Raw genomic sequence first — 21,344 nt, forward strand, 5'->3', positions numbered from 1 at the left:
AAGCGGGGAAAAGATGACACTGCCCGAACGCCAGCTCGCCAACGCGATCCGCGCGCTTGCGATGGACGCCGTACAGGCCGCGAACAGCGGTCACCCCGGGATGCCGATGGGCATGGCCGACGTCGCGACCGTCCTCTATTCGGATTATCTGAAGTTCGATCCGAGCGAACCCAAATGGGCCGATCGCGACCGATTCGTCCTGTCGGCGGGCCATGGCTCGATGCTCGCTTATGCGACGCTCCATCTCGCGGGCTATGCGCATCCGACGATGGAGGAAATCCGCAATTTTCGCCAGCTGAACAGTCCTTGCGCCGGGCATCCCGAAAATTTCGAGCTTGCCGGGGTTGAAACGACGACGGGGCCGCTGGGGCAGGGGCTTGCGACTGCGGTCGGCATGGCGATCGCCGAGCGCCATCTCAATGCCATTTACGGCGACGACCTCGTCGACCATCGCACCTGGGTCATCGCCGGCGACGGCTGCCTGATGGAAGGCATCAATCACGAAGCGATCGGCGTGGCCGGCCATCTGGGCCTTGGCCGCCTGATCGTGCTGTGGGACGACAACAAGATCACGATCGACGGGTCGACCGACCTTTCGACCAGCGAGGACGTGAAAGCGCGTTATGCGGCGACCGGTTGGCATGTCGACAGCTGCGACGGCCATGATGCTGCCGATATTCGCCGCGCGATCGACGCGGCGCTGGCGGACGGTCGCCCGTCGCTGATTGCGTGCAAGACGCTGATCGGCTTCGGCGCGCCGAACAAGCAGGGCACGTCGGCGACGCATGGCTCGCCGCTCGGCGCCGACGAGGTGGCGGCGGCGCGCGCCAATATGGGCTGGACCGCCGAACCGTTCGTCATTCCCGCCGACATTGCCGACGCATGGCGCGGCTTTGGCCAGCGCGGCCAGTCACTTCATGCTGCGTGGAATTATCGCCTTGCAAGTAGCGATAAGAAAACGGATTTTGAGGATCGCCTGAGCGGCAAGGTCGCGCCGGGTGATGCTTTCAAGGCCTATCTCGACGGGCTGGTTGCCGAACCGCCGAAGGTCGCGACGCGCAAGGCGTCGGAAAATGCGCTGACCGCGCTCACCGCCGACATCGCCTCGCTTGTTGGTGGCAGCGCCGACCTTACCGGCTCGAACAATACCAAGACATCGTCGACCAAGCCGCTGAACCGGAACGATTATTCGGGTCGCTACATCTATTATGGCATCCGCGAATTCGGCATGTCGGCGGCGATGAACGGGATGGCGCTGCACGGCGGCGTGATCCCCTATGGCGGCACTTTCCTGGTCTTTTCGGACTATTGCCGCGGCGCGATCCGGCTGTCGGCGCTCCAGCGTCAGCGCGTCGTTTACGTGATGACGCACGACAGCATCGGGCTCGGCGAGGATGGACCGACGCACCAGCCGATCGAGCATCTGCAGTCGCTGCGCGCCATGCCCAATCTGCTCGTGATGCGCCCCGCCGACGCGGTTGAGACGGCCGAATGCTGGGCGATCGCGATCGCGCAGGACAGCCGTCCGACGCTCCTCGCACTCACGCGCCAGAATCTGCCGCCGCTGCGTCATGACGTCACGGAAAATCTTTGCTTGAAAGGCGGTTATCGCCTTCGCAGCGCCGCCGCGGCGCGCAAGGTCGTGCTGGTCGCGACGGGCTCCGAAGTGTCGCTGGCGCTCGATGTCGCCGAAAAGCTCGAAGCGGCGGGGCAGGGTGCCGATGTCGTTTCGATGGTGTCGACCGAATTGTTCGACGAACAGGATGCGGCCTATCAGGCCGACCTGCTGCCCGACGATGCCCTGATCGTCTCGATCGAGGCCGGGACGACCTTCGGCTGGGAACGCTACACCGGCCGCCATGGCCTGCGCTTCGGCATCGACAGCTTCGGCGCGTCGGCGCCGATCGATGATCTCTACCGGCATTTCGGCCTGACGGTCGACGCCATCACCCCCAAGATTCTGGCGCGGCTCGGCGCATAAGACCGGCCGCCACCTTCCGCAGAAAGGACTAACCGACATGGCAGTGAAAGTCGCAATCAACGGTTTCGGACGCATCGGCCGCAATGTGGCGCGCGCCCTTCTCGAGCGCACCGATCACGACCTTGAACTGGTGTCGATCAACGATCTGGGCGATGCCAAGGCCAATGCCCGCCTGCTTCGCCATGACTCGGTTCATGGCGCCTTCAACGGCACCGTCGAAGTCGATGGCAACGACCTGATCATCAACGGCAAGCGCATCCAGGTCACCGCCGAGCGCGATCCCGCCGCCCTGCCGCACGCCGCCAACGGCGTGGACATCGTGATGGAATGCACCGGCTTCTTCACCAACAAGGCCGGCGGCCAGAAGCATCTCGACGCCGGCGCGAAGCGCGTACTCATTTCGGCGCCCGCCAAGGAAGTCGACCTGACCGTCGTTTACGGCGTCAATGACAGCCAGATCACCGCCGATCACCGGATCATCTCGAACGCGTCCTGCACCACCAACTGCCTCGCGCCCTTTGCCAAGGTGCTGCACGAAGCGATCGGTATCGAACGCGGCCTGATGACGACGATCCATGCTTATACCAACGACCAGAAAATCCTCGATCAGATCCACGACGATCCGCGCCGCGCCCGCGCCGCCGCAATGTCGATGATCCCGACCTCGACCGGTGCGGCGGTCGCCGTCGGCCTCGTCCTGCCCGAATTGAAGGGCAAGCTCGACGGGTCATCGATCCGCGTTCCGACGCCGAATGTGTCGGTGGTCGACCTCACTTTCACCCCGTCGCGCGAAACGACCAAGGAAGAAGTGAACGCGGTGCTCAAGGCCGCGGCCGAAGGCGCGCTGAAGGGCGTCCTTGGTTATACCGAGGAACCGCTGGTTTCGATCGACTTCAACCATAACGCCGCCAGCTCGACCATCGACAGCCTTGAAACCGCGGTTATCGACGGCAAGCTGGTGCGAGTGCTGAGCTGGTACGACAATGAATGGGGCTTCTCCAACCGCATGATCGACACGGCGGGCGTGATCGCGAAGTTCCTTTAACAATATCCTTGTGCCCCCGCGAAGGCGGGGGCCCATCTCCGACCGCATCGGAATGAAACCGGCGGTGATCAGGGGATAAGAGCGCAGGAGATGGACCCCCGCCTTCGCGGGGGAACACTCCGGGATCGGAGTGAAAGATGGCAGATTTCAAGACGCTCGACGACATCGGTGACGTCACCGGCAAGAAGGTGCTGGTGCGCGTCGATCTCAACGTGCCGATGTCCGATGGCGCCGTGGCCGATGACACGCGAATTCGCGCAGCGATGCCGACGATCCGCGAACTGTCGGACAAGGGTGCCATCGTTCTGCTGCTCGCCCATTTCGGCCGTCCGAAAGGGGCGAAGAACCCGACGCAGTCGCTCAGCCTCGTCATCGACGGCGTCGCCGACGTCCTCGGCCATTCGGTGATGTTCATTCCCGATTGCACCGGCGAAGGCGCCAAGGCGGGCGTTGCCGTCCTCGCGCCCGGCGACGTCGCCGTGCTCGAAAATGCGCGCTTTCATGCGGGTGAGGAAAAGAACGACCCCGCGTTCGCCGATGCGCTTGCCGAAATCGGCGACATCTATGTCAACGATGCCTTTTCGGCGGCGCACCGCGCGCATGGCTCGACCGAGGGCATTGCCCATCGGCTGCCCGCCTATGCCGGCCGCGCGATGGAGGCCGAGCTCAAGGCGCTCGACGCGGCGCTCGGCAACCCCGCGCATCCGGTTGCGGCGGTTGTCGGCGGCGCGAAAGTGTCGAGCAAGATCGACGTGCTGCGCAACCTTGTCGGCAAGGTCGATCATCTGATCATCGGCGGCGGGATGGCGAACACTTTCCTCGCGGCGCGCGGCGTCGATGTCGGCAAGTCGCTGTGCGAGCACGACCTCGTCGATACCGCCAACGCGATTTTCGACGCGGCGGATGCCGCAGGCTGCACCGTCCATCTGCCCTATGACGTGGTCGTCGCGAAAGAATTCGCCGCGAACCCGCCGACGCGCACCGTGAACATCCACGAAGTTGCGGCGGACGAGATGATCCTCGATGTCGGGCCTGCGGCGGTCGAGGCGCTCGGTGACGTGCTGAAAAGCTGCCGCACGTTGGTGTGGAACGGTCCGCTCGGCGCTTTCGAGATTGCGCCGTTCGACGCCGCAACCGTCGCGCTCGCCCGGACGGCGGCGGCGTTGACGCGCGAAGGGTCGCTGATTTCGGTTGCCGGCGGCGGCGATACCGTCGCCGCGCTCAACCATGCCGGCGTTGCGGACGAGTTCACCTTTGTTTCGACCGCAGGCGGCGCCTTCCTCGAATGGATGGAAGGAAAGCCTTTGCCGGGGGTAGACGCGCTTAAGGCCTGAGTTCCCATCGCATTGCGTCCCAAGCAACGGGCCGCTATGCGCGCCGCACCATACGTATGCAAATCCACGGAGACGTTATGACGACCGCCAATGCCGAGATGCTGGATAAGATCAAATCGGGCCAGGGCTTTATCGCCGCGCTCGACCAGAGTGGCGGTTCGACGCCCAAGGCGCTCAAGGGCTATGGCATCGAAGAAGACGAATATTCGGGCGACGAGGAAATGTTCGCGCTGATCCATGCAATGCGCAGCCGGATCGTGACCGCACCCTGCTTCAACGGCGATAAGGTGATCGGCGCGATCCTGTTCGAACGCACCATGGACGGCGAAGCCGATGGCAAGCCGATCCCGGCTCTGCTGTGGGAGCGCGGCGTGGTCCCGTTCCTCAAGGTCGACAAAGGCCTCGAAGCCGAAGCTGACGGCGTTCAGTTGATGAAGCCCAACGCCGATCTCGACGCGCTGTGCGAGCGGGCGGTTGCGAAGGGCGTGTTCGGGACCAAGATGCGCAGCGTCGTCAACCTCGCCAACCCGGTGGGCGTCAAGGCAATCGTCGCGCAGCAATTTGCCGAAGCCGCGCGCATCGCCGCGCACGGCCTGATGCCGATCATCGAACCCGAAGTGAATATCAAGAGCCCCGAGCGCGATGCGGCGGACCGACTGTTGCTGGCGGAAACGCTCGCGGCGCTCGACGCATGGACCGGCGCGCCGGTCATGCTCAAGCTGTCGCTGCCCACCGAAGCAGGCCTGTTCCAGCCGCTCGTCGATCATCCCAAGGTGCTGCGCGTCGTCGCGCTGTCGGGCGGCTTCGCGCGCCCCGAAGCGTGTATCGAACTGGCCAAGAATCCCGGTATCATCGCCAGCTTCAGCCGCGCGCTCCTGGAAGATTTGCGCGCGTCGATGAGCGACGCGGAATTCAACGGCTCGCTCGGCGGCGCGATCGACGAAATTCACGCCGCATCGGTCGCCTGATGACCGATAGCTGGGACCGCGTCGACACCTATATCGGCGAGAAGCTGATTGGCGACGACGCGATCCTGGCGGCCGCACTCGCCCACAATGCCGAAAACGGCTTGCCACCGATCGACGTCTCGGCGGCGCAGGGCAAGATGCTCTATCTGCTCGCACAAATGGCGGGCGCGCGGCGCATCCTCGAAATCGGGACGCTCGGCGGCTATTCGACGATCTGGCTCGCGCGGGCGCTACCGGACGATGGCGCGCTGGTGACGCTGGAAGTCGACCACATGCATGCCCGCGTCGCGCAGGCGAATCTCGATCGCGCCGGCCTCTCTGATCGGGCCGAGATCCGGGTCGGCCCGGCGATGGACAGCCTTGCCGCGATGACCGACGTCGCGCCTTTCGACATGGTCTTCATCGACGCCGACAAGCAGAGGAATGTCGATTATGTCGCCGAAGCGATCCGCCTCGGCCGCAGCGGCACGACGATCATCGTCGACAATGTCGTGCGCGAAGGCGGCGTCCTCGATCCCGCCAGCCACGATCCCGGCATCTTGGGCGCACGCGCGCTGTTCGATTTTCTGCAATCCGACCCGCGCATCGACGCCACCGCCGTGCAGACGGTCGGCGCGAAGGGATGGGACGGCTTCGTGTTGGCGCGGGTCGCCTAAAGACCGCCCATGAATCGGAAGGCGAAGCGGTAATCGCCGGCCTTGATAGGTCGGTCGGGGCGCTTGTCGGGATGCATCGATTCGAGCGTGATCGTGCCGTCGGCCAGCGGTGTCGGTTCGCCTAGCACCGCTTCGAAAGGCTGTGCCTCGCCATTGGGACGAAGCCAGAGCATCTTCACGCGGACGCGGCCTGCCCACACACAGGCGACTCCGACGGGGCAGCGACTGTCCTCGATCACCGCGACCGGCTGGATCAACGGGCCGTCGGCATAGGCGCGCTGGCCGATGGCGACATTGGCGGCGTCGCGCAATGCGGTAACGTCGCGAGTCGCTGCACAGGCCGAAACGGTCGCAGCAGTGACGAGGGACAGGGTGGTGGCGCGAAACATCTTCTGCATTTGCGGCATGCTGGCGGCGTAGCTATGAACCCGCCATGACCGAACCGACCTGCCAGCTTTACCTCATCTCGCCACCTGATGTCGGCGGCGACTTTCCGGCGCAACTCGAAGCGGCGCTGGCCGCCGGCCCGGTTGCCGCGTTCCAGTTCCGCGTTAAGGGTTTGACCCAGCACGAAGCGGCGCGCCTTGCCGAACCGCTACAGGCGATTTGCGCCGCGCACGATGTCGCCTTCATCGTCAACGACGACATGGCGCTGGCGAAGCGGCTCAAGGCCGATGGCGTCCATCTGGGGCAGGGGGACGGCGATCCGCAGGAGGCGCGGCGGCTGCTCGGCCCCGGCGCGCAGATCGGCGTAACCTGTCACAACAGCCGCCACCTTGCGATGGATGCCGGCGAAGCGGGGGCGGATTATGTCGCCTTCGGCGCCTTCTTCCCCACGACGACAAAGGCGGTCGAACATCGCGCCGAGCCCGAAATCCTCAGCTGGTGGCAGGGACTGTTCGAGCTGCCTTGCGTTGCGATCGGCGGGATCACGGTCGAGAATGCGGAGCTGTTGATCGATGCTGGCGCCGATTTCCTTGCGGTATCGGGCGGCGTCTGGAACCATCCGGACGGCCCGGCCGCGGCGGTGCAGGCTTTCGCCGCGCTGATGGCAGCGGATTAGGCCGCGCGCGTCAGTTCCGCGTGCGCGGGCGCTCGTCGCGCGGTGCGTCGTCGCACTTGCGCCACCCGAACAGACCCGCGCACGGCGCCGGGCGCTTGACCGAAGCGGCCGCTTCGGGGCCGGGATGCGGCTTGGGATCGGGAAGGGCCGTTGTCATGCCCGGCTCTATGCGCCGCGCCGCGGAGCGATGATTGGATCGAAGCGTCAATTCGGTTTCGCTTCGTCGCGTTTCCACGCCTGTTTTGACTTGCCTAATTCCCCGCCGCCCGCAACACAGCGCGCGGGGAGAAATTTATGTCCGATACCGACCAGCGCAGCGTTTCGATGCGCGAACTCACCGTCCGCGGGATCGTCCTTGGCGGACTGATCACGCTGCTGTTCACGGCGGCAAACGTCTATCTGGGGTTGAAGGTCGGGTTGACCTTTGCGACCTCGATTCCCGCCGCGGTCATTTCGATGGCGATCCTGCGCTTCCTGTCGGGGGCGACGATTTTGGAGAATAATATCGTCCAGACGATCGCCAGTGCGGCGGGGACGCTTGCGGCCATCATCTTCGTCCTGCCCGGTCTGGTCATCGTCGGCTGGTGGCAGGGTTTCCCCTATTGGACGACCGCCGCCGTCTGTTTCATCGGCGGAACGCTGGGCGTGATGTTTTCGGTCCCGCTGCGCCGCGCACTCGTCGCCGGGTCGGACCTTCCCTATCCCGAAGGCGTCGCCGCGGCCGAAGTGCTCAAGGTCGGGTCGCGCGCGGGCGAGGGGGCCGAGGAGAATCAGCGCGGCCTGCGTACGATCCTGCTCGGATCGCTGATCAGCGCCGGTTTCTCGCTGCTTGGCGCGATGAAGCTCGCGGCGCTCGAAGTGTCGAAGAATTTCAAGCTCGGCGTCGGCGCCACCGGCGTCAGCGGCAGCCTGTCCTTCGCGCTGATCGGCGTGGGGCATCTTGTCGGCCTGTCGGTCGGCGTGGCGATGTTCATCGGCATGGTCATCGCATGGGCGGGTCTGATGCCCGCGCTGACGGCAGCGCAGGGACTGACCGGACCGGTCGATGATGTGGTCGGCATGGTGTTTTCGCAGCAGGTGCGCTTCATCGGCGCCGGGACGATCGGGGTCGCGGCGCTGTGGACGCTGCTCAAGATCGTCGGCCCGATCGTCAAGGGCATCAAGGGTTCGATCGCGTCGTCGCGGGCGCGCGGCGCGGGCGAGGTGGTCGAACTGGGCGAGCGTGATCTGTCCTTCGGCATCGTCGCGGGGACGATCCTGGGCTCGCTGATTCCGATCGCGGGATTGCTGTGGTTCTTTGCGCAGGGCGGCCCGATCGCGGCCAATCCGGTCGGCGTCATTTTCGCGACGCTGCTGTTCGTGCTGTTCGTCGGCGCGATCATCGCCGCGGTTACCGGCTATATGGCCGGCCTGATCGGTGCGTCGAACAGCCCGGTGTCGGGCGTCGGTATCCTCGCCATCATTGCCGCTTCGCTGATGCTGCTCCTCTTCTTCGGGCGCAATCACAGTGAAGCCGATACTGCCGCGCTTGTCGCCTATGCGCTGTTCACCACTGCGATCGTCTTTTCGGTCGCGACGATTTCCAACGACAATCTCCAGGATCTGAAGACCGGCCAGCTCGTCGGTGCGACGCCGTGGAAGCAGCAGCTCGCGCTGGTTATCGGTGTCGGCTTCGGTTCGCTCATCATTCCGCCGGTGCTCGACCTGTTGAACCAGGCATTTGGCTTTGCCGGTGCCGCGGGGGCGGGCGCCAATGCGCTGCCGGCGCCGCAAGCGGCCCTGATCAGCGCACTGGCCAAGGGCGTGCTCGGCGGCGATCTGCGTTGGGATCTGATCGGCTATGGTGCATTGATCGGCATCGCCATCATCGCCGCCGACGAGATATTGGGGCGTATGGGCAAGCTGCGCCTGCCGCCGCTCGGTGTCGGTATGGGCATCTATCTGCCGATGTCGCTGACCTTGCTCATTCCGATCGGCGCGGTGATCGGCCATTTATGGGAAAAACGTGCCGAACGCAGCACCCGCCCCGAATTTTACAGCCGAATGGGCGTCCTGCTCGCGACGGGCTTCATCGTCGGCGAGAGCATTTTCGGGGTATTGTTCGCGGGCGTCGTCGCGGGTTCGGGAAGCGATGCGCCGCTGGCGCTCGTCGGGGAGAGCTTCGAGCCGACGGCGATTGTCGTCGGCCTTTCGCTCTTCGTCGCGCTGATCGCATACAGCTATCGGCGCACGCGCCGCGCCACCGAAAGCGTCTAACGCGCTTGCCCTTGGCCGCGCAGGCGGCTAAGGGCGCGCTCCTGTGACCGGCGCACCCGCTGCGCCGGCGGCTCTTTCCATCCTTGAACTAGCGAGTGTGCGCGATGAAAATCACCGGCGTTGAAATCCGTCCCGGCAATATTATCGAATATGAGGGCGGCATCTGGAAGGTCACCAAGATCCAGCACACCCAGCCGGGCAAGGGCGGCGCCTATATGCAGGTCGAAGCCAAGAATCTGATCGACGGGCGCAAGCTCAACAACCGTTTCCGCAGCGCCGATACGGTCGAGAAGGTCCGCCTCGACACCAAGGATTTCCAGTTCCTCTATGCCGAGGGCGACGACCTCGTGTTCATGGACAAGGACAGCTACGAACAGATCACCATCTCGAAGGATGTCGTCGGCGAAGCCCACGAATTCCTGCAGGACGGCATGGAAGTCGTGCTCGAACTGTGGGAAGAGCGCCCGATCTCGGTCGAACTGCCCGAACAGATCGAAGCGACGATTGTCGAGGCCGACGCGGTGGTTAAGGGCCAGACGGCCTCCTCGTCGTACAAGCCGGCGATCCTCGACAATGGCGTGCGGGTCATGGTGCCGCCGCACATCACCAGTGGCACGCGTATCGTGGTCAACGTCTATGACCGCGAATATGTCCGCCGTGCTGACTAAGTAACGTCGCCCCCGCGAAGGCGGGGGCCGCGAGCAATCTGGCGCAACGCAGCCAGCGGCCCCCACCTCCGCGGGGCCGACGCGTTGAAGGAAACGAAAATGGCCGTATCCGGCATCATCACCGTCATGGAACGTGCCGCGCGCAAGGCGGGTACGAAGCTGCGCCGCGACTTTGGCGAGATCGAGCATCTGCAGGTTTCGCAAAAAGGACCGGCGGATTTCGTGTCCAAGGCCGACCAGGCCGCCGAGCGCACGCTGTATGACGAACTCACCCATGCCCGTCCGGGTTGGGGTTTCCTGATGGAAGAGGCTGGCGATATCGAAGGCGAGCCCGGCAAGCCCCGCTTCATCATCGACCCGCTGGACGGCACCTCGAACTTTCTGCACGCGATCCCGCAATTCGCGATTTCGATCGCGGTGCAGGAACCGAAGCTCGGCGGCGGCTGGGGCGATGTCACCGCGGGGCTGATCTATCAGCCGGTTACCGACGAAAGCTATTGGGCGGAACGCGGTCGCGGCGCATGGTTGCATGACCGGCGCCTGCGCGTCTCGTCGCGCCGCAATCTCAATGAATGCCTGATCGCGACCGGCATCCCCTATATGGGCCATGGCGACTTCGGCCAGTGGAGCCGCATTTTCGGTGCGGTTGCGCCCGAAGTTGCCGGCATCCGCCGCTTCGGCGCCGCCAGCCTCGACCTCGCATGGGTCGCCGCGGGGCGGTTCGACGGATTCTGGGAAGCCGATCTGTCGATTTGGGACGTTGCGGCGGGCATGTTGCTCGTGCGCGAAGCCGGCGGCTTCGTCAGCGATTTCCGCGGCGGCGATCGGGCGATCGAGCGCAGCGAGTTCATCGCGGGCAGCGGCGCGGTGCATTCCAAGCTGCAAAAACTGGTCGCGGGCGCGCTGCGCAACGCCTGACCCGTTATGCAAGCGCAAAAAAGGCCATCCGCGGGATAACCGGGATGGCCTTTTTGCTGTCCGCGTTTCGCCCTATCAATCGTCGTAGATGAACTCGCGATAGGCATCCATCAGCGACGCCCAGGTGTTGAAGCTCTCGCCCAGATTTTCGCGCGGCAATCCGGCAAAATCGACATCGACGTCCATTTCCAGCACCGGATCGCCTTCATTGTCGCGATAGGCGCGCGCAAAGCGTTTTTCCTTGTTCCAGCTGTTGAATTTTTCGAACGACAGATTCTTCGCGTCGTTGAAGCCCATATAATATTGCAGCGTCTTGCACTCCTTGTGCGCGTCGTTGCAGTTCATGAACAGAACGAGGAATTTCAGACCGTTGCGGCTGCTCTCGATATAGGGATCGGCATCGCTGGCGGTCACCAGCTTGGCGGGCCAGCCCTGCGATTCGACGATCGCGACGATTGCTGCGGGATTCTTGGGCGTAACCAGTTCGGCATGGGCCGGCGTCGCGCCGAGCGCGGTGGCGGCAAGTGTGGCAAGAGCAGTGGCAAATGGCAGTTGGCGCATAAAGTCCCCCAGTTGGATGGCGGCAAATCGTGCCGCAACACGCGTCCCGTTCAGCCGCCTAACATAGCTTCGCCCGTCCTTGCCAGCGTTCCCCGCGCTTTTGGCGTTCGCAAGGCGATTTTCCTGTCCGCAGCGCTTGCGGGCAGCGCCATGCTGGCCTAAAGCGCCCGCAGAAACGGGGTGGCAAACGCCCGAAATCATGACTGCGAGCTCCCATGGTCGATCTGACTCAATATTTGCCGATCCTGATATTCCTGGGCATCGCCGTTGCGCTGTCGGCGGCTTTCGTGTTCCTGCCGATGGGCGTGGCGCGGTTGACCGGGGCGCATCAGCCCGATCCGGCGAAGCTGACCGAATATGAGTGCGGCTTTCCCGCTTTCGAGGATGCGCGCAGCCAGTTCGACGTGCGCTTCTATCTCGTCGCGATTCTGTTCATCATCTTCGATCTTGAAGCGGCCTTCCTCTTTCCCTGGGCGGTCAGCCTGAAGGAAATCGGCTGGGCCGGCTGGGCGACGATGATGGTTTTCCTGGCCGAGCTCGCGATCGGTCTTGTCTATGCGTGGAAGAAAGGGGCGTTGGATTGGGAATGAGCAATTCGACCATCCTGACCCCCGGCACGATGCCGGTCGCTCCGGGGACCGCCCCGGACCAGAGCTTTTTCGACGATCTTAATGCAGAGGTCGGCGACAAGGGGTTTCTCGTCACCTCGACCGAGGATCTGTTCAACTGGGCGCGCACCGGCTCGCTGTGGTGGATGACCTTCGGCCTCGCTTGCTGCGCGGTCGAGATGATCCACGTCAACATGCCGCGGTATGACATGGAACGCTTCGGCGTTGCGCCGCGCGCCAGCCCGCGCCAGTCCGACGTGATGATCGTCGCGGGCACGCTGTGCAACAAGATGGCCCCGGCGCTGCGCCGCGTCTACGACCAGATGTCGAACCCCAAATATGTGATTTCGATGGGTAGCTGCGCCAATGGCGGCGGCTATTACCACTATAGCTATTCGGTGGTGCGCGGCTGCGATCGTATCGTGCCCGTGGACATCTATGTCCCCGGCTGCCCCCCGACCGCCGAAGCGCTGCTCTACGGCGTCATGCAGTTGCAGCGGAAAATCCGCCGCACCGGAACGATCGAACGCTGATGGCCAGTCCCGCTCCCCTGATCGCGCCGCGCGACGGCATTGTCGAGGCGCTGAAGAAAGTCGTCGGCGGCGATCTGATCGCGCATGTCTTCGCCGTGGGCGAGGACAGCATCACCGTGCGCCGCGAAGCGGTTGCCGGGGTGATGGTCGGCCTGCGCGACGAACTTGCCTATCAGCAGCTCATGGAGATCGCCGGGGTCGATTATCCCGACCGGCCAGAGCGGTTCGAAGTCGTCTATCATCTGCTCAGCGTGACCCAGAACCATCGTCTGCGCGTCCGGGTGCTGACCGACGAAGCAACGCCGGTGCCGAGCATCGTTGCCGTGTGGCCCAACGCTGGCTGGCTCGAACGCGAGGTGTTCGACATGTACGGGGTGCTGTTCAGCGGCAATCCCGACCTGCGCCGCATCCTGACCGACTATGGTTTCCAGGGGCATCCGCAGCGCAAGGACTTCCCGCTGACCGGCTATACCGAACTGCGCTATTCCGAAGAGGACAAGCGCGTCGTCTATGAACCCGTCAAGCTGGCGCAGGATTTCCGCAGCTTCGACTTCCTCAGCCCGTGGGAAGGCGCCGACTATATCCTTCCCGGCGACGAAAAGGCGGGCGGCACCGGTGAGGCGCCGGGCAAGGGCGCGCCGACGCCGATGACCGCAGAGGCCGTCAAGAAGGCCGACGAGGCCAAGAAGGCGCCGCCGCCGACGCCCAAGACGACCGACAATGCCAAACAGACCGGTGCGGGCGACAAGGCGAATAAGGAAGCCGCGAAGCCGAGCAAGGACAGTGCCAAGGCCAAGCCTGCGGCAAAGGCGAAGACGCCCGCGACCAAGAAGGCCGAAAAGGCTCCGGCAAAGCCCAAGGCGGCTGCCAAGGCTCCGGCCAAGCCGCGCAAGCCCAAAGCAGGAGGTGACGCATGACCGATAATGCGACGGTCCGGCACCACGGAAGCGACATGTTCGAAGGCTATCCGGTCGATACCGCCGATACGGCGGGCGATCAGGTCGTCACCAATTACACCATCAACTTCGGTCCGCAGCACCCCGCGGCACACGGCGTGCTGCGCATGGTGATGGAACTCGACGGCGAGATCATCGAGCGCGTCGACCCGCACGTCGGGCTGCTCCACCGCGGCACCGAAAAGCTGATCGAATATAAGACCTATCTGCAGGCTTTGCCCTATTTCGACCGGCTCGACTATTGCTCGCCGCTCGGCATGGAGCATAGCTATGTGCTGGCGATCGAGAAATTGCTCGATCTCGAAGTGCCCGAACGCGCGCAATATCTGCGCGTCCTGTTCGCCGAGCTGACGCGCATCTGCAACCATATGCTCAACATCGGGTCGCACGTCATGGACGTCGGCGCGATGACGCCGAACCTGTGGGTGTTCGAACTGCGCGAGGATTGCCTCAACTTCTTCGAACGTGCTTCGGGCGCGCGGATGCACTCGGCCTGGTTCCGTCCCGGCGGCGTCCATCAGGACGTTCCCGAAAAGCTGCTCGTCGACATCGGCGAATGGGTCGACAAGCGTCTGCCCGAACTGTTCGGCGACGCGATGAGCCTCGTCATCGACAACCGCATCTTCAAACAGCGCAACGTCGATATCGCCGTGGTCAGCAAGGAAGACGCGCTGGCCTGGGGCTTCTCGGGCCCGATGATCCGCGGCAGCGGCATCGCGTGGGATTTGCGCAAGTCGCAGCCCTATGACGCCTATGCCAAAATGGAATTCGACATTCCCGTCGGCACGCGCGGCGACTGCTACGACCGCTTCATGGTCCGCGTGCAGGAAGTCTATCAGTCGGCGCGCATCATCAAGCAGTGCCTGCGCGATATGCCCAGCGGCCCGGTTGCCAGTCTCGACCGCAAGGTTTCGCCGCCCAAGCGCGGCGAGATGAAGCAGTCGATGGAATCGCTGATCCACCACTTCAAGCTCTATACCGAGGGTTTCCACGTCCCGGCGGGCGAGGTTTACGTGGCGACCGAAAGCCCCAAGGGCGAATTCGGCGTCTATCTGGTCAGCGACGGCACCAACAAGCCGTACCGCTGCAAGATCCGCCCGACGGCGTTTTCGCACCTTCAGGCGATGGATTTCATGTGCAAGGGCCACATGCTCGCCGACACCACTGCAATTATCGGCGCCATTGACGTCGTTTTCGGAGAGTGTGACCGCTGATGGCCGACGCACCGCAAATTCCCGATGAAGCCGAAGTCCGCGCGCGCTGGGGCGCTTTTGCGTGGACGAAGGAAAATGCCGAGAAGGCCAAGGCCGTTATCGCGCGCTATCCCGCGGGGCGTCAGCGCTCGGCGGTGATGCCGCTGCTTGATCTCGCGCAGCGCCAGGTCGGTGCCGAGACGCAGACGCAGGGCTGGCTGCCCGTGCCGGTGATCGAATATGTCGCGGCCGAGCTCGATATGCCGTTCATGCGCGCCTACGAAGTCGCGACCTTCTACACCATGTACAATCTCGCGCCGGTCGGCCGCTATCATGTGCAGGTTTGCGGCACGACGCCGTGCCTGCTGCGCGGGTCGGACGATGTCATGGCGGCGTGCAAGAACCGCGGGATGACCAAAGGCAAGACCACGCCCGACGGGCTGTTCACGCTGACCGAGGTCGAGTGCATGGGCACCTGCACCAACGCGCCGATGGTCCAGATCAACGACGATAATTACGAAGATCTCGACTATGACAGCATGACCCGCATCCTCGAGGATCTGGCGGCGGGCAAACAGCCCAAGACCGGCACCCAGAATGCGCAGCGTCATACGAGCGACCCCGAAGGCGGCCCGACGACCCTGAAGGACATGGTCAAGGCCAATCACGACTATCGGAAGGAATGGTGATGACCCAGAAGGACATCATCACGATCCTCGCGATCATCGGCGCGCTTGTCGTACTCGGTTTCGTGCTGCGCGTGACCTTTGTGCTGATCGGTCCGCTGCTGATCCTCGCGCTCGGTTACGTCATTTACACGATGATGAAAAACAAGGGTGGGACCAACTGATGCTCGCCGACAAGGACCGCATCTTTACCAATCTCTATGGCTATCAGCCGTGGAACCTGAAAGCCGCGCAGGCGCGCGGCGATTGGGACAAGACCAAGGATCTGATGACTCGCGGCCAGGACGCGATCATCGAGGAGATCAAGGCGTCTGGCCTGCGCGGCCGTGGCGGCGCGGGCTTCCCGACCGGCCTGAAATGGTCGTTCATGCCGAAGGAACCGCGCGCCGACCGCCCGAGCTTCCTCGTCATCAACGCCGACGAATCCGAACCCGGCTCGTGCAAGGACCGTGAGATCATCCGCCACGATCCGCACAAGCTGATCGAGGGCGCGCTGATCGCGGGCTATGCGATGCGTGCGCGCGCTGCGTACATCTACATTCGCGGCGAGTTCATCCGTGAGGCCGAGACACTCTTCGCGGCGGTGCAGGAGGCCTATGACGCCGGCCTGCTCGGCAAGAATGCGGCGAAGTCGGGCTATGATTTCGACGTCTTCGTCCATCGCGGCGCCGGCGCGTACATCTGCGGCGAAGAAACCGCGATGATCGAAAGCCTGGAAGGCAAGAAGGGCCAGCCGCGCCTGAAGCCTCCGTTTCCGGCGGGGGCGGGCCTCTACGGCTGCCCGACGACGGTCAACAATGTCGAAAGCATCGCGGTCGTCCCGACGATCCTGCGCCGCGGCGCGGCGTGGTTCTCCAGTTTCGGGCGCGAGAATAACAAGGGCACCAAGCTCTTCCAGATCTCGGGCCATGTCGAACGCCCGTGCGTCGTCGAGGAAGAGATGGGCATCCCGTTCCGCGACCTCATCGAAAAGCATTGCGGCGGCATAAGAGGCGGCTGGGACAATCTGCTCGCGGTGATCCCCGGCGGTTCATCGGTGCCGCTCGTCCCGGCGGCGCAGATCATGGACGCGCCGATGGATTTCGACGGCCTCAAGGAACTCGGCTCGGGCCTCGGCACCGCCGCCGCGATCGTGATGGACAAGTCGACCGACGTCGTTCAGGCGATCAGCCGTATCAGCTATTTCTACAAGCATGAAAGCTGCGGCCAGTGCACGCCGTGCCGCGAAGGCACCGGCTGGATGTGGCGCGTGATGGAGCGGCTGCGCACCGGCGACGCCGACATTAGCGAGATCGATACGTTATTCGACGTGACCAAGCAGGTCGAAGGCCACACCATCTGCGCGCTCGGCGATGCGGCGGCGTGGCCGATCCAGGGCCTGATCCGCCACTTCCGCCCCGAACTCGAACGCCGCATTCGCGAAAATGGCGGCGCGCTGGAGGCAGCCGAATAATGCCTAAAGTTACCGTAGATGGCGTAGAAATCGACGTGCCGCAGGGCGCCACCGTTCTGCAGGCGTGCGAGATGGCGGGGAAGGAAATTCCGCGCTTCTGCTACCATGAACGCCTGTCGATCGCCGGCAATTGCCGCATGTGCCTCGTCGAAGTGTCGCCCGGCCCGCCGAAGCCGCAGGCGTCGTGCGCGCTGCCGACCGCCGAAGGGCAGGTGATCAAGACCGACAGCCCGATGGTGAAAAAGGCGCGCGAAGGGGTGATGGAGTTTCTGCTCATCAACCACCCGCTCGACTGCCCGATCTGCGATCAGGGCGGCGAATGCGACCTGCAGGACCAGTCGGTCGCCTATGGCCGCGGTGCGTCGCGCTATGACGAGAACAAGCGCGCGGTGACCGAGAAATATATGGGGCCGATCGTCAAGACGGTGATGACGCGCTGCATCCAGTGCACGCGCTGCGTCCGCTTTGCCGAGGAAGTCGCCGGGGTCGAGGATATCGGCGCGATCTATCGCGGCGAGAATATGCAGATCACCAGCTATCTCGAGCGTGCCGTCGCGAGCGAGCTGTCCGGCAATGTCGTCGACCTCTGTCCGGTCGGCGCGCTGACCAGCAAGCCCTATGCGTTCGAGGCGCGTCCGTGGGAGCTGACCAAGACGCTGGGCATCGACATGATGGACGCGGTCGGCACCAATGTCCGTATCGACAGCCGCGGCCGCCAGGTGCTGCGCGTGCTGCCGCGCGTCAACGACGATGTGAACGAGGAATGGGCGAGCGACAAGACGCGCCACCATGTCGATGGCCTGATGCGCCGCCGCCTCGACCGCCCCTATGTGCGCAAGGATGGCAGGCTCGTCGAGGCGAGCTGGGCCGAAGCCTTTGCCGCGATCAAGGCGGTGAACGCCGGCAAGTCGGTCGCGGCGATCGCCGGCGACATGGCCGATTGCGAGACGATGTTCGCCGCGAAGGCGCTGGTGAATGCGCTCGGCTCCGACCTGCTCGAAGGGCGCCAGACGGGCCTCGCCTATGACGTCACCAGCCTGTCGGCGGTTAATTTCAATACCACGATTGCGCAGGCCGAAAATGCCGACGTGATCCTGCTCGTCGGCACCAATCTGCGCTGGGAAGCGCCGCTCATCAACACGCGCGTCCGCAAGGCGGTGTGGAAGAAGGGCGCAAAGGTTTTCGGCATCGGGCCCGAAGTCGATCTCACCTACAAGACCGAATGGCTCGGCGACGATGCCTCGCTGGTCGCGAAACTGCCCAAGGCGGCGATGGATGCGCTCAAGGGCGCCGAGCGGCCGATGCTGGTATTCGGCGGCGGCGCGCTGTCGGTGCCGGGCGTCCATGGCGCCGCGCTGGCGCTCGCCAAGAGCGTCGATGCGGTCAAGGACGGCTGGAACGGCTTCAACGTCGTCCATTTCTCGGCCGCGCGCATGGGGGCCTTGATGCTAGGCTACGCACAGCCGGGCGGGATCAAGGACATCATCGCCGCCAAGCCCAAGCTGACCTTCTTCCTGGGCGCTGACGAGGTCGATTTCGCGGCCTTCGACAAGAGCTTCAAAGTCTATGTCGGCCATCATGGCGACAAGGGCGCGCATGCCGCCGACGTCATCCTGCCGGCCGCGGCCTGGACCGAAAAGGACTTCACGACGGTCAACACCGAAGGCCGCGTCCAGCGCAGCGAGAAAGCAGTGTTCGCGCCGGGTGACGCGCGCGAGGACTGGAGCATCTTCCGCGCGCTCGCCGATGCGCTCGGCGTCAGCGTCGGCTTCGACAGCTTCGACGAATGTCGCGCGGCGATGATCGCGGCGGTTCCGGCGCTGGGCGTCGAGGGTCTGGCAGATTACGGCTGGTCGGTGCCCAAGCTCGACGCGAAGCCCGAGGCGCGTGCGATCCCGTCGCCGATCAAGGATTTCTACCTCACCAACGCCATCTGCCGCGCATCGCCGACGATGGAGCGCTGCTCGGCCGAACTGCTGCATGGCGCGGATTATGCGGAGGCCGCGGAATGACCGAGTTTTTCCAAAGCCTGGGCATGTCCTATGAATGGGCGTGGGGCATCGCCACGATCTGCGGTATTCTGCTCATCGCGCTGCCGTTGATGCTCGCGGTGGCTATGATCATCTATGCCGACCGCAAGATCTGGGCCGCGATCGCGCTGCGCCGCGGTCCCAACGTCGTCGGTCCCTTCGGACTGTTGCAGAGCTTCGCCGACGGCCTGAAAGTTTTCCTGCAGGAAACGATCATCCCGTCGAGCGCGAACCGCGGCCTGTTCCTGATCGCGCCGATCATCACCTTCACCGTGGCGTTGATGGCGTGGGCGGTTATCCCGTTCAATTCGGGCGCGGTGCTCGCCGACATCAATGTCGGGCTGCTCTACATCCTCGCGATTTCGTCGCTCGGCGTTTACGGCGTCATCCTGTCGGGCTGGTCGTCGAACTCGAAATATCCCTTCTTTTCCGCGCTGCGCGCCTCGGCGCAGATGATCTCCTATGAAGTGTCGATCGGCTTCATCCTGATCGGCGTCGTCCTGTGGGCCGACAGCTTCAACCTCAATGAGATCGTCAAGGCGCAGCAGGGGCACGGGCTGGGCTTCGTCAACGCCTTCGGCTTCAACTTGCTGCTCTTCCCGCTCGCGGTGATGTTCTTGATCTCCGCGCTCGCCGAAACCGCGCGCGCGCCGTTCGACCTGACCGAAGCGGAAAGCGAACTCGTCGCGGGCTATCAGACCGAATATTCGTCGATGAGCTTCGCGCTCTTCTGGCTCGGCGAATATGCGAACGTCCTGCTGATGTGCACGCTCAACGCGGTGCTCTTCTGGGGCGGCTGGCTGCCACCGGTCGACTGGGCGCCGCTCTATGCCGTCCCCGGCATCATCTGGCTGTTCGCGAAAATCCTGTTCTTCTTCTTCGTCTTCAGCTGGGTGAAGGCGACCGTCCCGCGCTACCGCTATGACCAGCTGATGCGGCTGGGCTGGAAAATCTTCCTGCCGATTTCGCTGATCTGGGTGTTCCTGATCTCCGGCTATCTGATGCTGACGAGGTATTCATGAGTTACGTTGCCCATCTCGTCAAAAGCTTCACCTTGTGGGAATTCGTGAAGGCGCACGCCCTCACGCTGAAATATTTCTTCAAGCCGAAGGCGACGATCAACTATCCGTTTGAGAAGAACCCGCTCAGCCCGCGTTTCCGCGGCGAGCATGCGCTGCGCCGTTATCCGAACGGCGAGGAACGCTGCATCGCGTGCAAGCTGTGCGAGGCGATCTGTCCGGCGCAGGCGATCACGATCGAGGCCGTGCCGCGCGACGACGGTTCGCGCCGCACGACGCGCTACGACATCGACATGACCAAGTGCATCTATTGCGGCTTCTGTCAGGAAGCCTGCCCGGTTGATGCCATCGTCGAGGGGCCGAACTTCGAATTCGCGACCGAAACGCGCGAGGAACTGCTCTATGACAAGGCCAAGCTGCTCGCCAATGGCGACAAATGGGAACGCGCGATTGCGGCCAATCTTGCCGCCGACGCGCCCTATCGGTAAGGGCGCGCGGACATGATTCAACTGATCGCCTTTTACCTGTTCGCGACCATCGTGATCGCGTCGGCCGCGATGGTGATTTTCGCTCGCAATCCCGTGCATAGCGTGATGTGGCTGATCCTCGCCTTCTTCAACGCGGCGGGGCTGATGCTGCTCGCGGGCGCCGAATTCATCGCGATGCTGCTCGTCATCGTCTATGTCGGCGCGGTCGCGGTGCTGTTCCTGTTCGTCGTGATGATGCTCGACATCGATTTCGCCGAATTGCGCGCCGGTTTCGTGCGCTATCTCCCGCTGGGCGCGCTCGTCGCGATCATCCTTGCCGCCGAACTGGTGTTCGCGGTCGGCGCCTGGAGCGCCGGGGGGATCGATCTTGCGGCGCGCGCCGCGCCCGTGGTCAGCGACAAGAGCAATATCCAGCAGATCGGCGAACTGCTCTACACGCGCTACATCTTCCTGTTCGAGGCGGCGGGCATCGTCCTCCTCGTCGCGATGATCGGTGCGATCGTGCTCACCCACCGCCAGCGCGGCGGCGTGCGTGGACAGAATATCAGCCAGCAGGTGCGCCGCCGTCCCGAAGATGCGACGCGCCTCGTCGATCCGGGCGTCGGGCAGGGGATGGAACTGTGATTTCGGTCGGCCATTATCTCGCCGTTTCGGCGGTGCTGTTCACGCTCGGCGTGCTCGGTATCTTTATCAACCGCAAGAATATCATCGTCATCCTGATGGCGATCGAGCTCATTCTGCTTGCCGTGAATATCAACCTCGTGGCGTTCAGCGCCGCGCTGGGTGATCTGGTGGGCCAGGTCTTTTCGATGTTCGTGCTGACCGTTGCCGCGGGCGAAGCCGCGATCGGTCTCGCTATCCTTGTCATTTATTTCCGCGGCCGCGGCACCATCGCCGTCGACGATGCCAACCGGATGAAGGGGTAAGC

At 63.8% G+C, this 21,344-nt stretch carries 24 protein-coding genes; 21 read left to right on the forward strand and 3 right to left on the reverse strand.

All coding sequences use genetic code 11. The features are described 5' to 3' along the window. Nucleotides 1–13 precede the first annotated feature (13 nt). The 5 genes from tkt (at nucleotide 14) to MU856_RS06265 (ending at nucleotide 5,984) form a co-directional block, all read left to right on the forward strand. Entirely contained in the window at nucleotides 14–1,981 is a 1,968-nt protein-coding gene (gene tkt / locus MU856_RS06245) for a transketolase (RefSeq protein WP_263588603.1), read from the forward strand. A 37-nt stretch (nucleotides 1,982–2,018) separates the two neighbouring features. Further along, nucleotides 2,019–3,026 carry a type I glyceraldehyde-3-phosphate dehydrogenase gene (gap, locus tag MU856_RS06250; protein ID WP_003051541.1) on the forward strand — a complete coding sequence of 336 codons (1,008 nt, stop codon included), beginning with the start codon at nucleotides 2,019–2,021 and terminating at the stop codon, nucleotides 3,024–3,026. A 137-nt stretch (nucleotides 3,027–3,163) separates the two neighbouring features. Then, nucleotides 3,164–4,360: a phosphoglycerate kinase gene (locus MU856_RS06255; RefSeq protein ID WP_062902404.1), complete on the forward strand. Its 1,197-nt coding sequence runs from the start codon at nucleotides 3,164–3,166 to the stop codon at nucleotides 4,358–4,360. A gap of 77 nt (nucleotides 4,361–4,437) precedes the next feature. Next, nucleotides 4,438–5,328: a fructose bisphosphate aldolase gene (locus MU856_RS06260; RefSeq protein ID WP_062902405.1), complete on the forward strand. Its 891-nt coding sequence runs from the start codon at nucleotides 4,438–4,440 to the stop codon at nucleotides 5,326–5,328. After that, entirely contained in the window at nucleotides 5,328–5,984 is a 657-nt protein-coding gene (locus tag MU856_RS06265) for an O-methyltransferase (RefSeq protein ID WP_062902406.1), read from the forward strand. The genes MU856_RS06260 and MU856_RS06265 overlap by 1 nt, the downstream gene beginning before the upstream one ends. Here the strand turns inward: MU856_RS06265 and MU856_RS06270 are convergent. After that, nucleotides 5,981–6,382: a hypothetical protein gene (locus MU856_RS06270; RefSeq protein ID WP_234179002.1), complete on the reverse strand. Its 402-nt coding sequence runs from the start codon at nucleotides 6,380–6,382 to the stop codon at nucleotides 5,981–5,983. The two genes, MU856_RS06265 and MU856_RS06270, sit on opposite strands and share 4 nt — an antisense overlap. Before the next feature lie 35 nt (nucleotides 6,383–6,417). Between MU856_RS06270 and thiE the strand changes: the two genes are divergently transcribed. Next, nucleotides 6,418–7,047, forward strand: a complete 630-nt coding sequence (thiE, locus tag MU856_RS06275; RefSeq protein ID WP_234179000.1) for a thiamine phosphate synthase — start codon at nucleotides 6,418–6,420, stop codon at nucleotides 7,045–7,047. 10 nt (nucleotides 7,048–7,057) lie between these two features. Here thiE and MU856_RS06280 read toward each other — a convergent pair whose 3' ends face one another. After that, nucleotides 7,058–7,204: a hypothetical protein gene (locus MU856_RS06280; protein WP_202988281.1), complete on the reverse strand. Its 147-nt coding sequence runs from the start codon at nucleotides 7,202–7,204 to the stop codon at nucleotides 7,058–7,060. A 137-nt stretch (nucleotides 7,205–7,341) separates the two neighbouring features. On the opposite strand from MU856_RS06280, the gene MU856_RS06285 reads away from it, so the two are divergent. The 3 genes from MU856_RS06285 (at nucleotide 7,342) to MU856_RS06295 (ending at nucleotide 10,889) form a co-directional block, all read left to right on the forward strand. Continuing rightward, nucleotides 7,342–9,303, forward strand: coding sequence for an OPT family oligopeptide transporter (locus MU856_RS06285; RefSeq protein WP_263588604.1), 1,962 nt, complete (start codon nucleotides 7,342–7,344; stop codon nucleotides 9,301–9,303). Nucleotides 9,304–9,407: 104 nt separating this feature from the next. After that, complete coding sequence (gene efp / locus MU856_RS06290; RefSeq protein ID WP_003051563.1) at nucleotides 9,408–9,971, forward strand: elongation factor P; 564 nt, start codon at nucleotides 9,408–9,410, stop codon at nucleotides 9,969–9,971. Between the two features lie 99 nt (nucleotides 9,972–10,070). After that, complete coding sequence (locus MU856_RS06295) at nucleotides 10,071–10,889, forward strand: inositol monophosphatase family protein (protein ID WP_263588605.1); 819 nt, start codon at nucleotides 10,071–10,073, stop codon at nucleotides 10,887–10,889. A gap of 75 nt (nucleotides 10,890–10,964) precedes the next feature. Here the strand turns inward: MU856_RS06295 and MU856_RS06300 are convergent, their stop codons facing one another. Further along, a complete protein-coding gene (locus MU856_RS06300; protein WP_062902412.1) occupies nucleotides 10,965–11,450 on the reverse strand; it encodes a YbjN domain-containing protein in 486 nt (161 codons plus the stop codon). A 215-nt stretch (nucleotides 11,451–11,665) separates the two neighbouring features. On the opposite strand from MU856_RS06300, the gene MU856_RS06305 reads away from it, so the two are divergent. The 12 genes from MU856_RS06305 to nuoK are packed head-to-tail and all read left to right on the forward strand — an operon-like array spanning nucleotide 11,666 to nucleotide 21,342. Then, entirely contained in the window at nucleotides 11,666–12,040 is a 375-nt protein-coding gene (locus MU856_RS06305) for an NADH-quinone oxidoreductase subunit A (protein ID WP_003051572.1), read from the forward strand. Then, nucleotides 12,037–12,591 carry a NuoB/complex I 20 kDa subunit family protein gene (locus MU856_RS06310; protein WP_086455609.1) on the forward strand — a complete coding sequence of 185 codons (555 nt, stop codon included), beginning with the start codon at nucleotides 12,037–12,039 and terminating at the stop codon, nucleotides 12,589–12,591. Before MU856_RS06305 ends, MU856_RS06310 begins: the two co-directional genes overlap by 4 nt. Next, nucleotides 12,591–13,508 carry an NADH-quinone oxidoreductase subunit C gene (locus tag MU856_RS06315; RefSeq protein ID WP_234178996.1) on the forward strand — a complete coding sequence of 306 codons (918 nt, stop codon included), beginning with the start codon at nucleotides 12,591–12,593 and terminating at the stop codon, nucleotides 13,506–13,508. The genes MU856_RS06310 and MU856_RS06315 overlap by 1 nt, the downstream gene beginning before the upstream one ends. A gap of 35 nt (nucleotides 13,509–13,543) precedes the next feature. Then, nucleotides 13,544–14,761 carry an NADH-quinone oxidoreductase subunit D gene (locus MU856_RS06320; protein WP_040590797.1) on the forward strand — a complete coding sequence of 406 codons (1,218 nt, stop codon included), beginning with the start codon at nucleotides 13,544–13,546 and terminating at the stop codon, nucleotides 14,759–14,761. Then, nucleotides 14,761–15,429 carry a complex I 24 kDa subunit family protein gene (locus tag MU856_RS06325; protein ID WP_062902414.1) on the forward strand — a complete coding sequence of 223 codons (669 nt, stop codon included), beginning with the start codon at nucleotides 14,761–14,763 and terminating at the stop codon, nucleotides 15,427–15,429. The genes MU856_RS06320 and MU856_RS06325 overlap by 1 nt, the downstream gene beginning before the upstream one ends. Then, the gene (locus MU856_RS06330; RefSeq protein WP_202988282.1) at nucleotides 15,429–15,590 is read left to right on the forward strand and encodes a hypothetical protein; all 162 of its coding nucleotides are present in this window, start codon (nucleotides 15,429–15,431) and stop codon (nucleotides 15,588–15,590) included. Before MU856_RS06325 ends, MU856_RS06330 begins: the two co-directional genes overlap by 1 nt. Then, the gene (gene nuoF, locus MU856_RS06335; RefSeq protein WP_234178991.1) at nucleotides 15,590–16,879 is read left to right on the forward strand and encodes an NADH-quinone oxidoreductase subunit NuoF; all 1,290 of its coding nucleotides are present in this window, start codon (nucleotides 15,590–15,592) and stop codon (nucleotides 16,877–16,879) included. The genes MU856_RS06330 and nuoF overlap by 1 nt, the downstream gene beginning before the upstream one ends. Next, on the forward strand, nucleotides 16,879–18,891 hold the full coding sequence (nuoG, locus tag MU856_RS06340; RefSeq protein ID WP_263588606.1) for an NADH-quinone oxidoreductase subunit NuoG: 2,013 nt from the start codon (nucleotides 16,879–16,881) through the stop codon (nucleotides 18,889–18,891). Before nuoF ends, nuoG begins: the two co-directional genes overlap by 1 nt. Continuing rightward, the gene (gene nuoH, locus MU856_RS06345) at nucleotides 18,888–19,931 is read left to right on the forward strand and encodes an NADH-quinone oxidoreductase subunit NuoH (RefSeq protein WP_062902417.1); all 1,044 of its coding nucleotides are present in this window, start codon (nucleotides 18,888–18,890) and stop codon (nucleotides 19,929–19,931) included. The genes nuoG and nuoH overlap by 4 nt, the downstream gene beginning before the upstream one ends. Next, nucleotides 19,928–20,416 carry an NADH-quinone oxidoreductase subunit NuoI gene (nuoI, locus tag MU856_RS06350; RefSeq protein ID WP_062902418.1) on the forward strand — a complete coding sequence of 163 codons (489 nt, stop codon included), beginning with the start codon at nucleotides 19,928–19,930 and terminating at the stop codon, nucleotides 20,414–20,416. The genes nuoH and nuoI overlap by 4 nt, the downstream gene beginning before the upstream one ends. 12 nt (nucleotides 20,417–20,428) lie before the next feature. Further along, a complete protein-coding gene (locus tag MU856_RS06355; protein ID WP_003051606.1) occupies nucleotides 20,429–21,040 on the forward strand; it encodes an NADH-quinone oxidoreductase subunit J in 612 nt (203 codons plus the stop codon). Further along, nucleotides 21,037–21,342 carry an NADH-quinone oxidoreductase subunit NuoK gene (gene nuoK, locus MU856_RS06360; RefSeq protein ID WP_003051614.1) on the forward strand — a complete coding sequence of 102 codons (306 nt, stop codon included), beginning with the start codon at nucleotides 21,037–21,039 and terminating at the stop codon, nucleotides 21,340–21,342. The genes MU856_RS06355 and nuoK overlap by 4 nt, the downstream gene beginning before the upstream one ends. The last annotated feature ends 2 nt before the right edge of the window (nucleotides 21,343–21,344 follow it).

This window comes from Sphingopyxis sp. GC21 (assembly GCF_025727575.1).
GTDB lineage: Bacteria > Pseudomonadota > Alphaproteobacteria > Sphingomonadales > Sphingomonadaceae > Sphingopyxis > Sphingopyxis terrae_A.

Excerpts from the sequence above, each read along its gene's own strand:
- tkt (WP_263588603.1), top strand. The coding sequence starts at position 14 with ATGACACTGCCCGAACGCCAGCTCGCCAACGCGATCCGCGCGCTTGCG.
- gap (WP_003051541.1), top strand. The coding sequence starts at position 2,019 with ATGGCAGTGAAAGTCGCAATCAACGGTTTCGGACGCATCGGCCGCAAT.
- MU856_RS06255 (WP_062902404.1), top strand. The coding sequence starts at position 3,164 with ATGGCAGATTTCAAGACGCTCGACGACATCGGTGACGTCACCGGCAAG.
- MU856_RS06260 (WP_062902405.1), top strand. The coding sequence starts at position 4,438 with ATGACGACCGCCAATGCCGAGATGCTGGATAAGATCAAATCGGGCCAG.
- MU856_RS06265 (WP_062902406.1), top strand. The coding sequence starts at position 5,328 with ATGACCGATAGCTGGGACCGCGTCGACACCTATATCGGCGAGAAGCTG.
- MU856_RS06270 (WP_234179002.1), bottom strand. The coding sequence starts at position 6,382 with ATGCAGAAGATGTTTCGCGCCACCACCCTGTCCCTCGTCACTGCTGCG.
- thiE (WP_234179000.1), top strand. The coding sequence starts at position 6,418 with ATGACCGAACCGACCTGCCAGCTTTACCTCATCTCGCCACCTGATGTC.
- MU856_RS06280 (WP_202988281.1), bottom strand. The coding sequence starts at position 7,204 with ATGACAACGGCCCTTCCCGATCCCAAGCCGCATCCCGGCCCCGAAGCG.
- MU856_RS06285 (WP_263588604.1), top strand. The coding sequence starts at position 7,342 with ATGTCCGATACCGACCAGCGCAGCGTTTCGATGCGCGAACTCACCGTC.
- efp (WP_003051563.1), top strand. The coding sequence starts at position 9,408 with ATGAAAATCACCGGCGTTGAAATCCGTCCCGGCAATATTATCGAATAT.
- MU856_RS06295 (WP_263588605.1), top strand. The coding sequence starts at position 10,071 with ATGGCCGTATCCGGCATCATCACCGTCATGGAACGTGCCGCGCGCAAG.
- MU856_RS06300 (WP_062902412.1), bottom strand. The coding sequence starts at position 11,450 with ATGCGCCAACTGCCATTTGCCACTGCTCTTGCCACACTTGCCGCCACC.
- MU856_RS06305 (WP_003051572.1), top strand. The coding sequence starts at position 11,666 with ATGGTCGATCTGACTCAATATTTGCCGATCCTGATATTCCTGGGCATC.
- MU856_RS06310 (WP_086455609.1), top strand. The coding sequence starts at position 12,037 with ATGAGCAATTCGACCATCCTGACCCCCGGCACGATGCCGGTCGCTCCG.
- MU856_RS06315 (WP_234178996.1), top strand. The coding sequence starts at position 12,591 with ATGGCCAGTCCCGCTCCCCTGATCGCGCCGCGCGACGGCATTGTCGAG.
- MU856_RS06320 (WP_040590797.1), top strand. The coding sequence starts at position 13,544 with ATGTTCGAAGGCTATCCGGTCGATACCGCCGATACGGCGGGCGATCAG.
- MU856_RS06325 (WP_062902414.1), top strand. The coding sequence starts at position 14,761 with ATGGCCGACGCACCGCAAATTCCCGATGAAGCCGAAGTCCGCGCGCGC.
- MU856_RS06330 (WP_202988282.1), top strand. The coding sequence starts at position 15,429 with ATGACCCAGAAGGACATCATCACGATCCTCGCGATCATCGGCGCGCTT.
- nuoF (WP_234178991.1), top strand. The coding sequence starts at position 15,590 with ATGCTCGCCGACAAGGACCGCATCTTTACCAATCTCTATGGCTATCAG.
- nuoG (WP_263588606.1), top strand. The coding sequence starts at position 16,879 with ATGCCTAAAGTTACCGTAGATGGCGTAGAAATCGACGTGCCGCAGGGC.
- nuoH (WP_062902417.1), top strand. The coding sequence starts at position 18,888 with ATGACCGAGTTTTTCCAAAGCCTGGGCATGTCCTATGAATGGGCGTGG.
- nuoI (WP_062902418.1), top strand. The coding sequence starts at position 19,928 with ATGAGTTACGTTGCCCATCTCGTCAAAAGCTTCACCTTGTGGGAATTC.
- MU856_RS06355 (WP_003051606.1), top strand. The coding sequence starts at position 20,429 with ATGATTCAACTGATCGCCTTTTACCTGTTCGCGACCATCGTGATCGCG.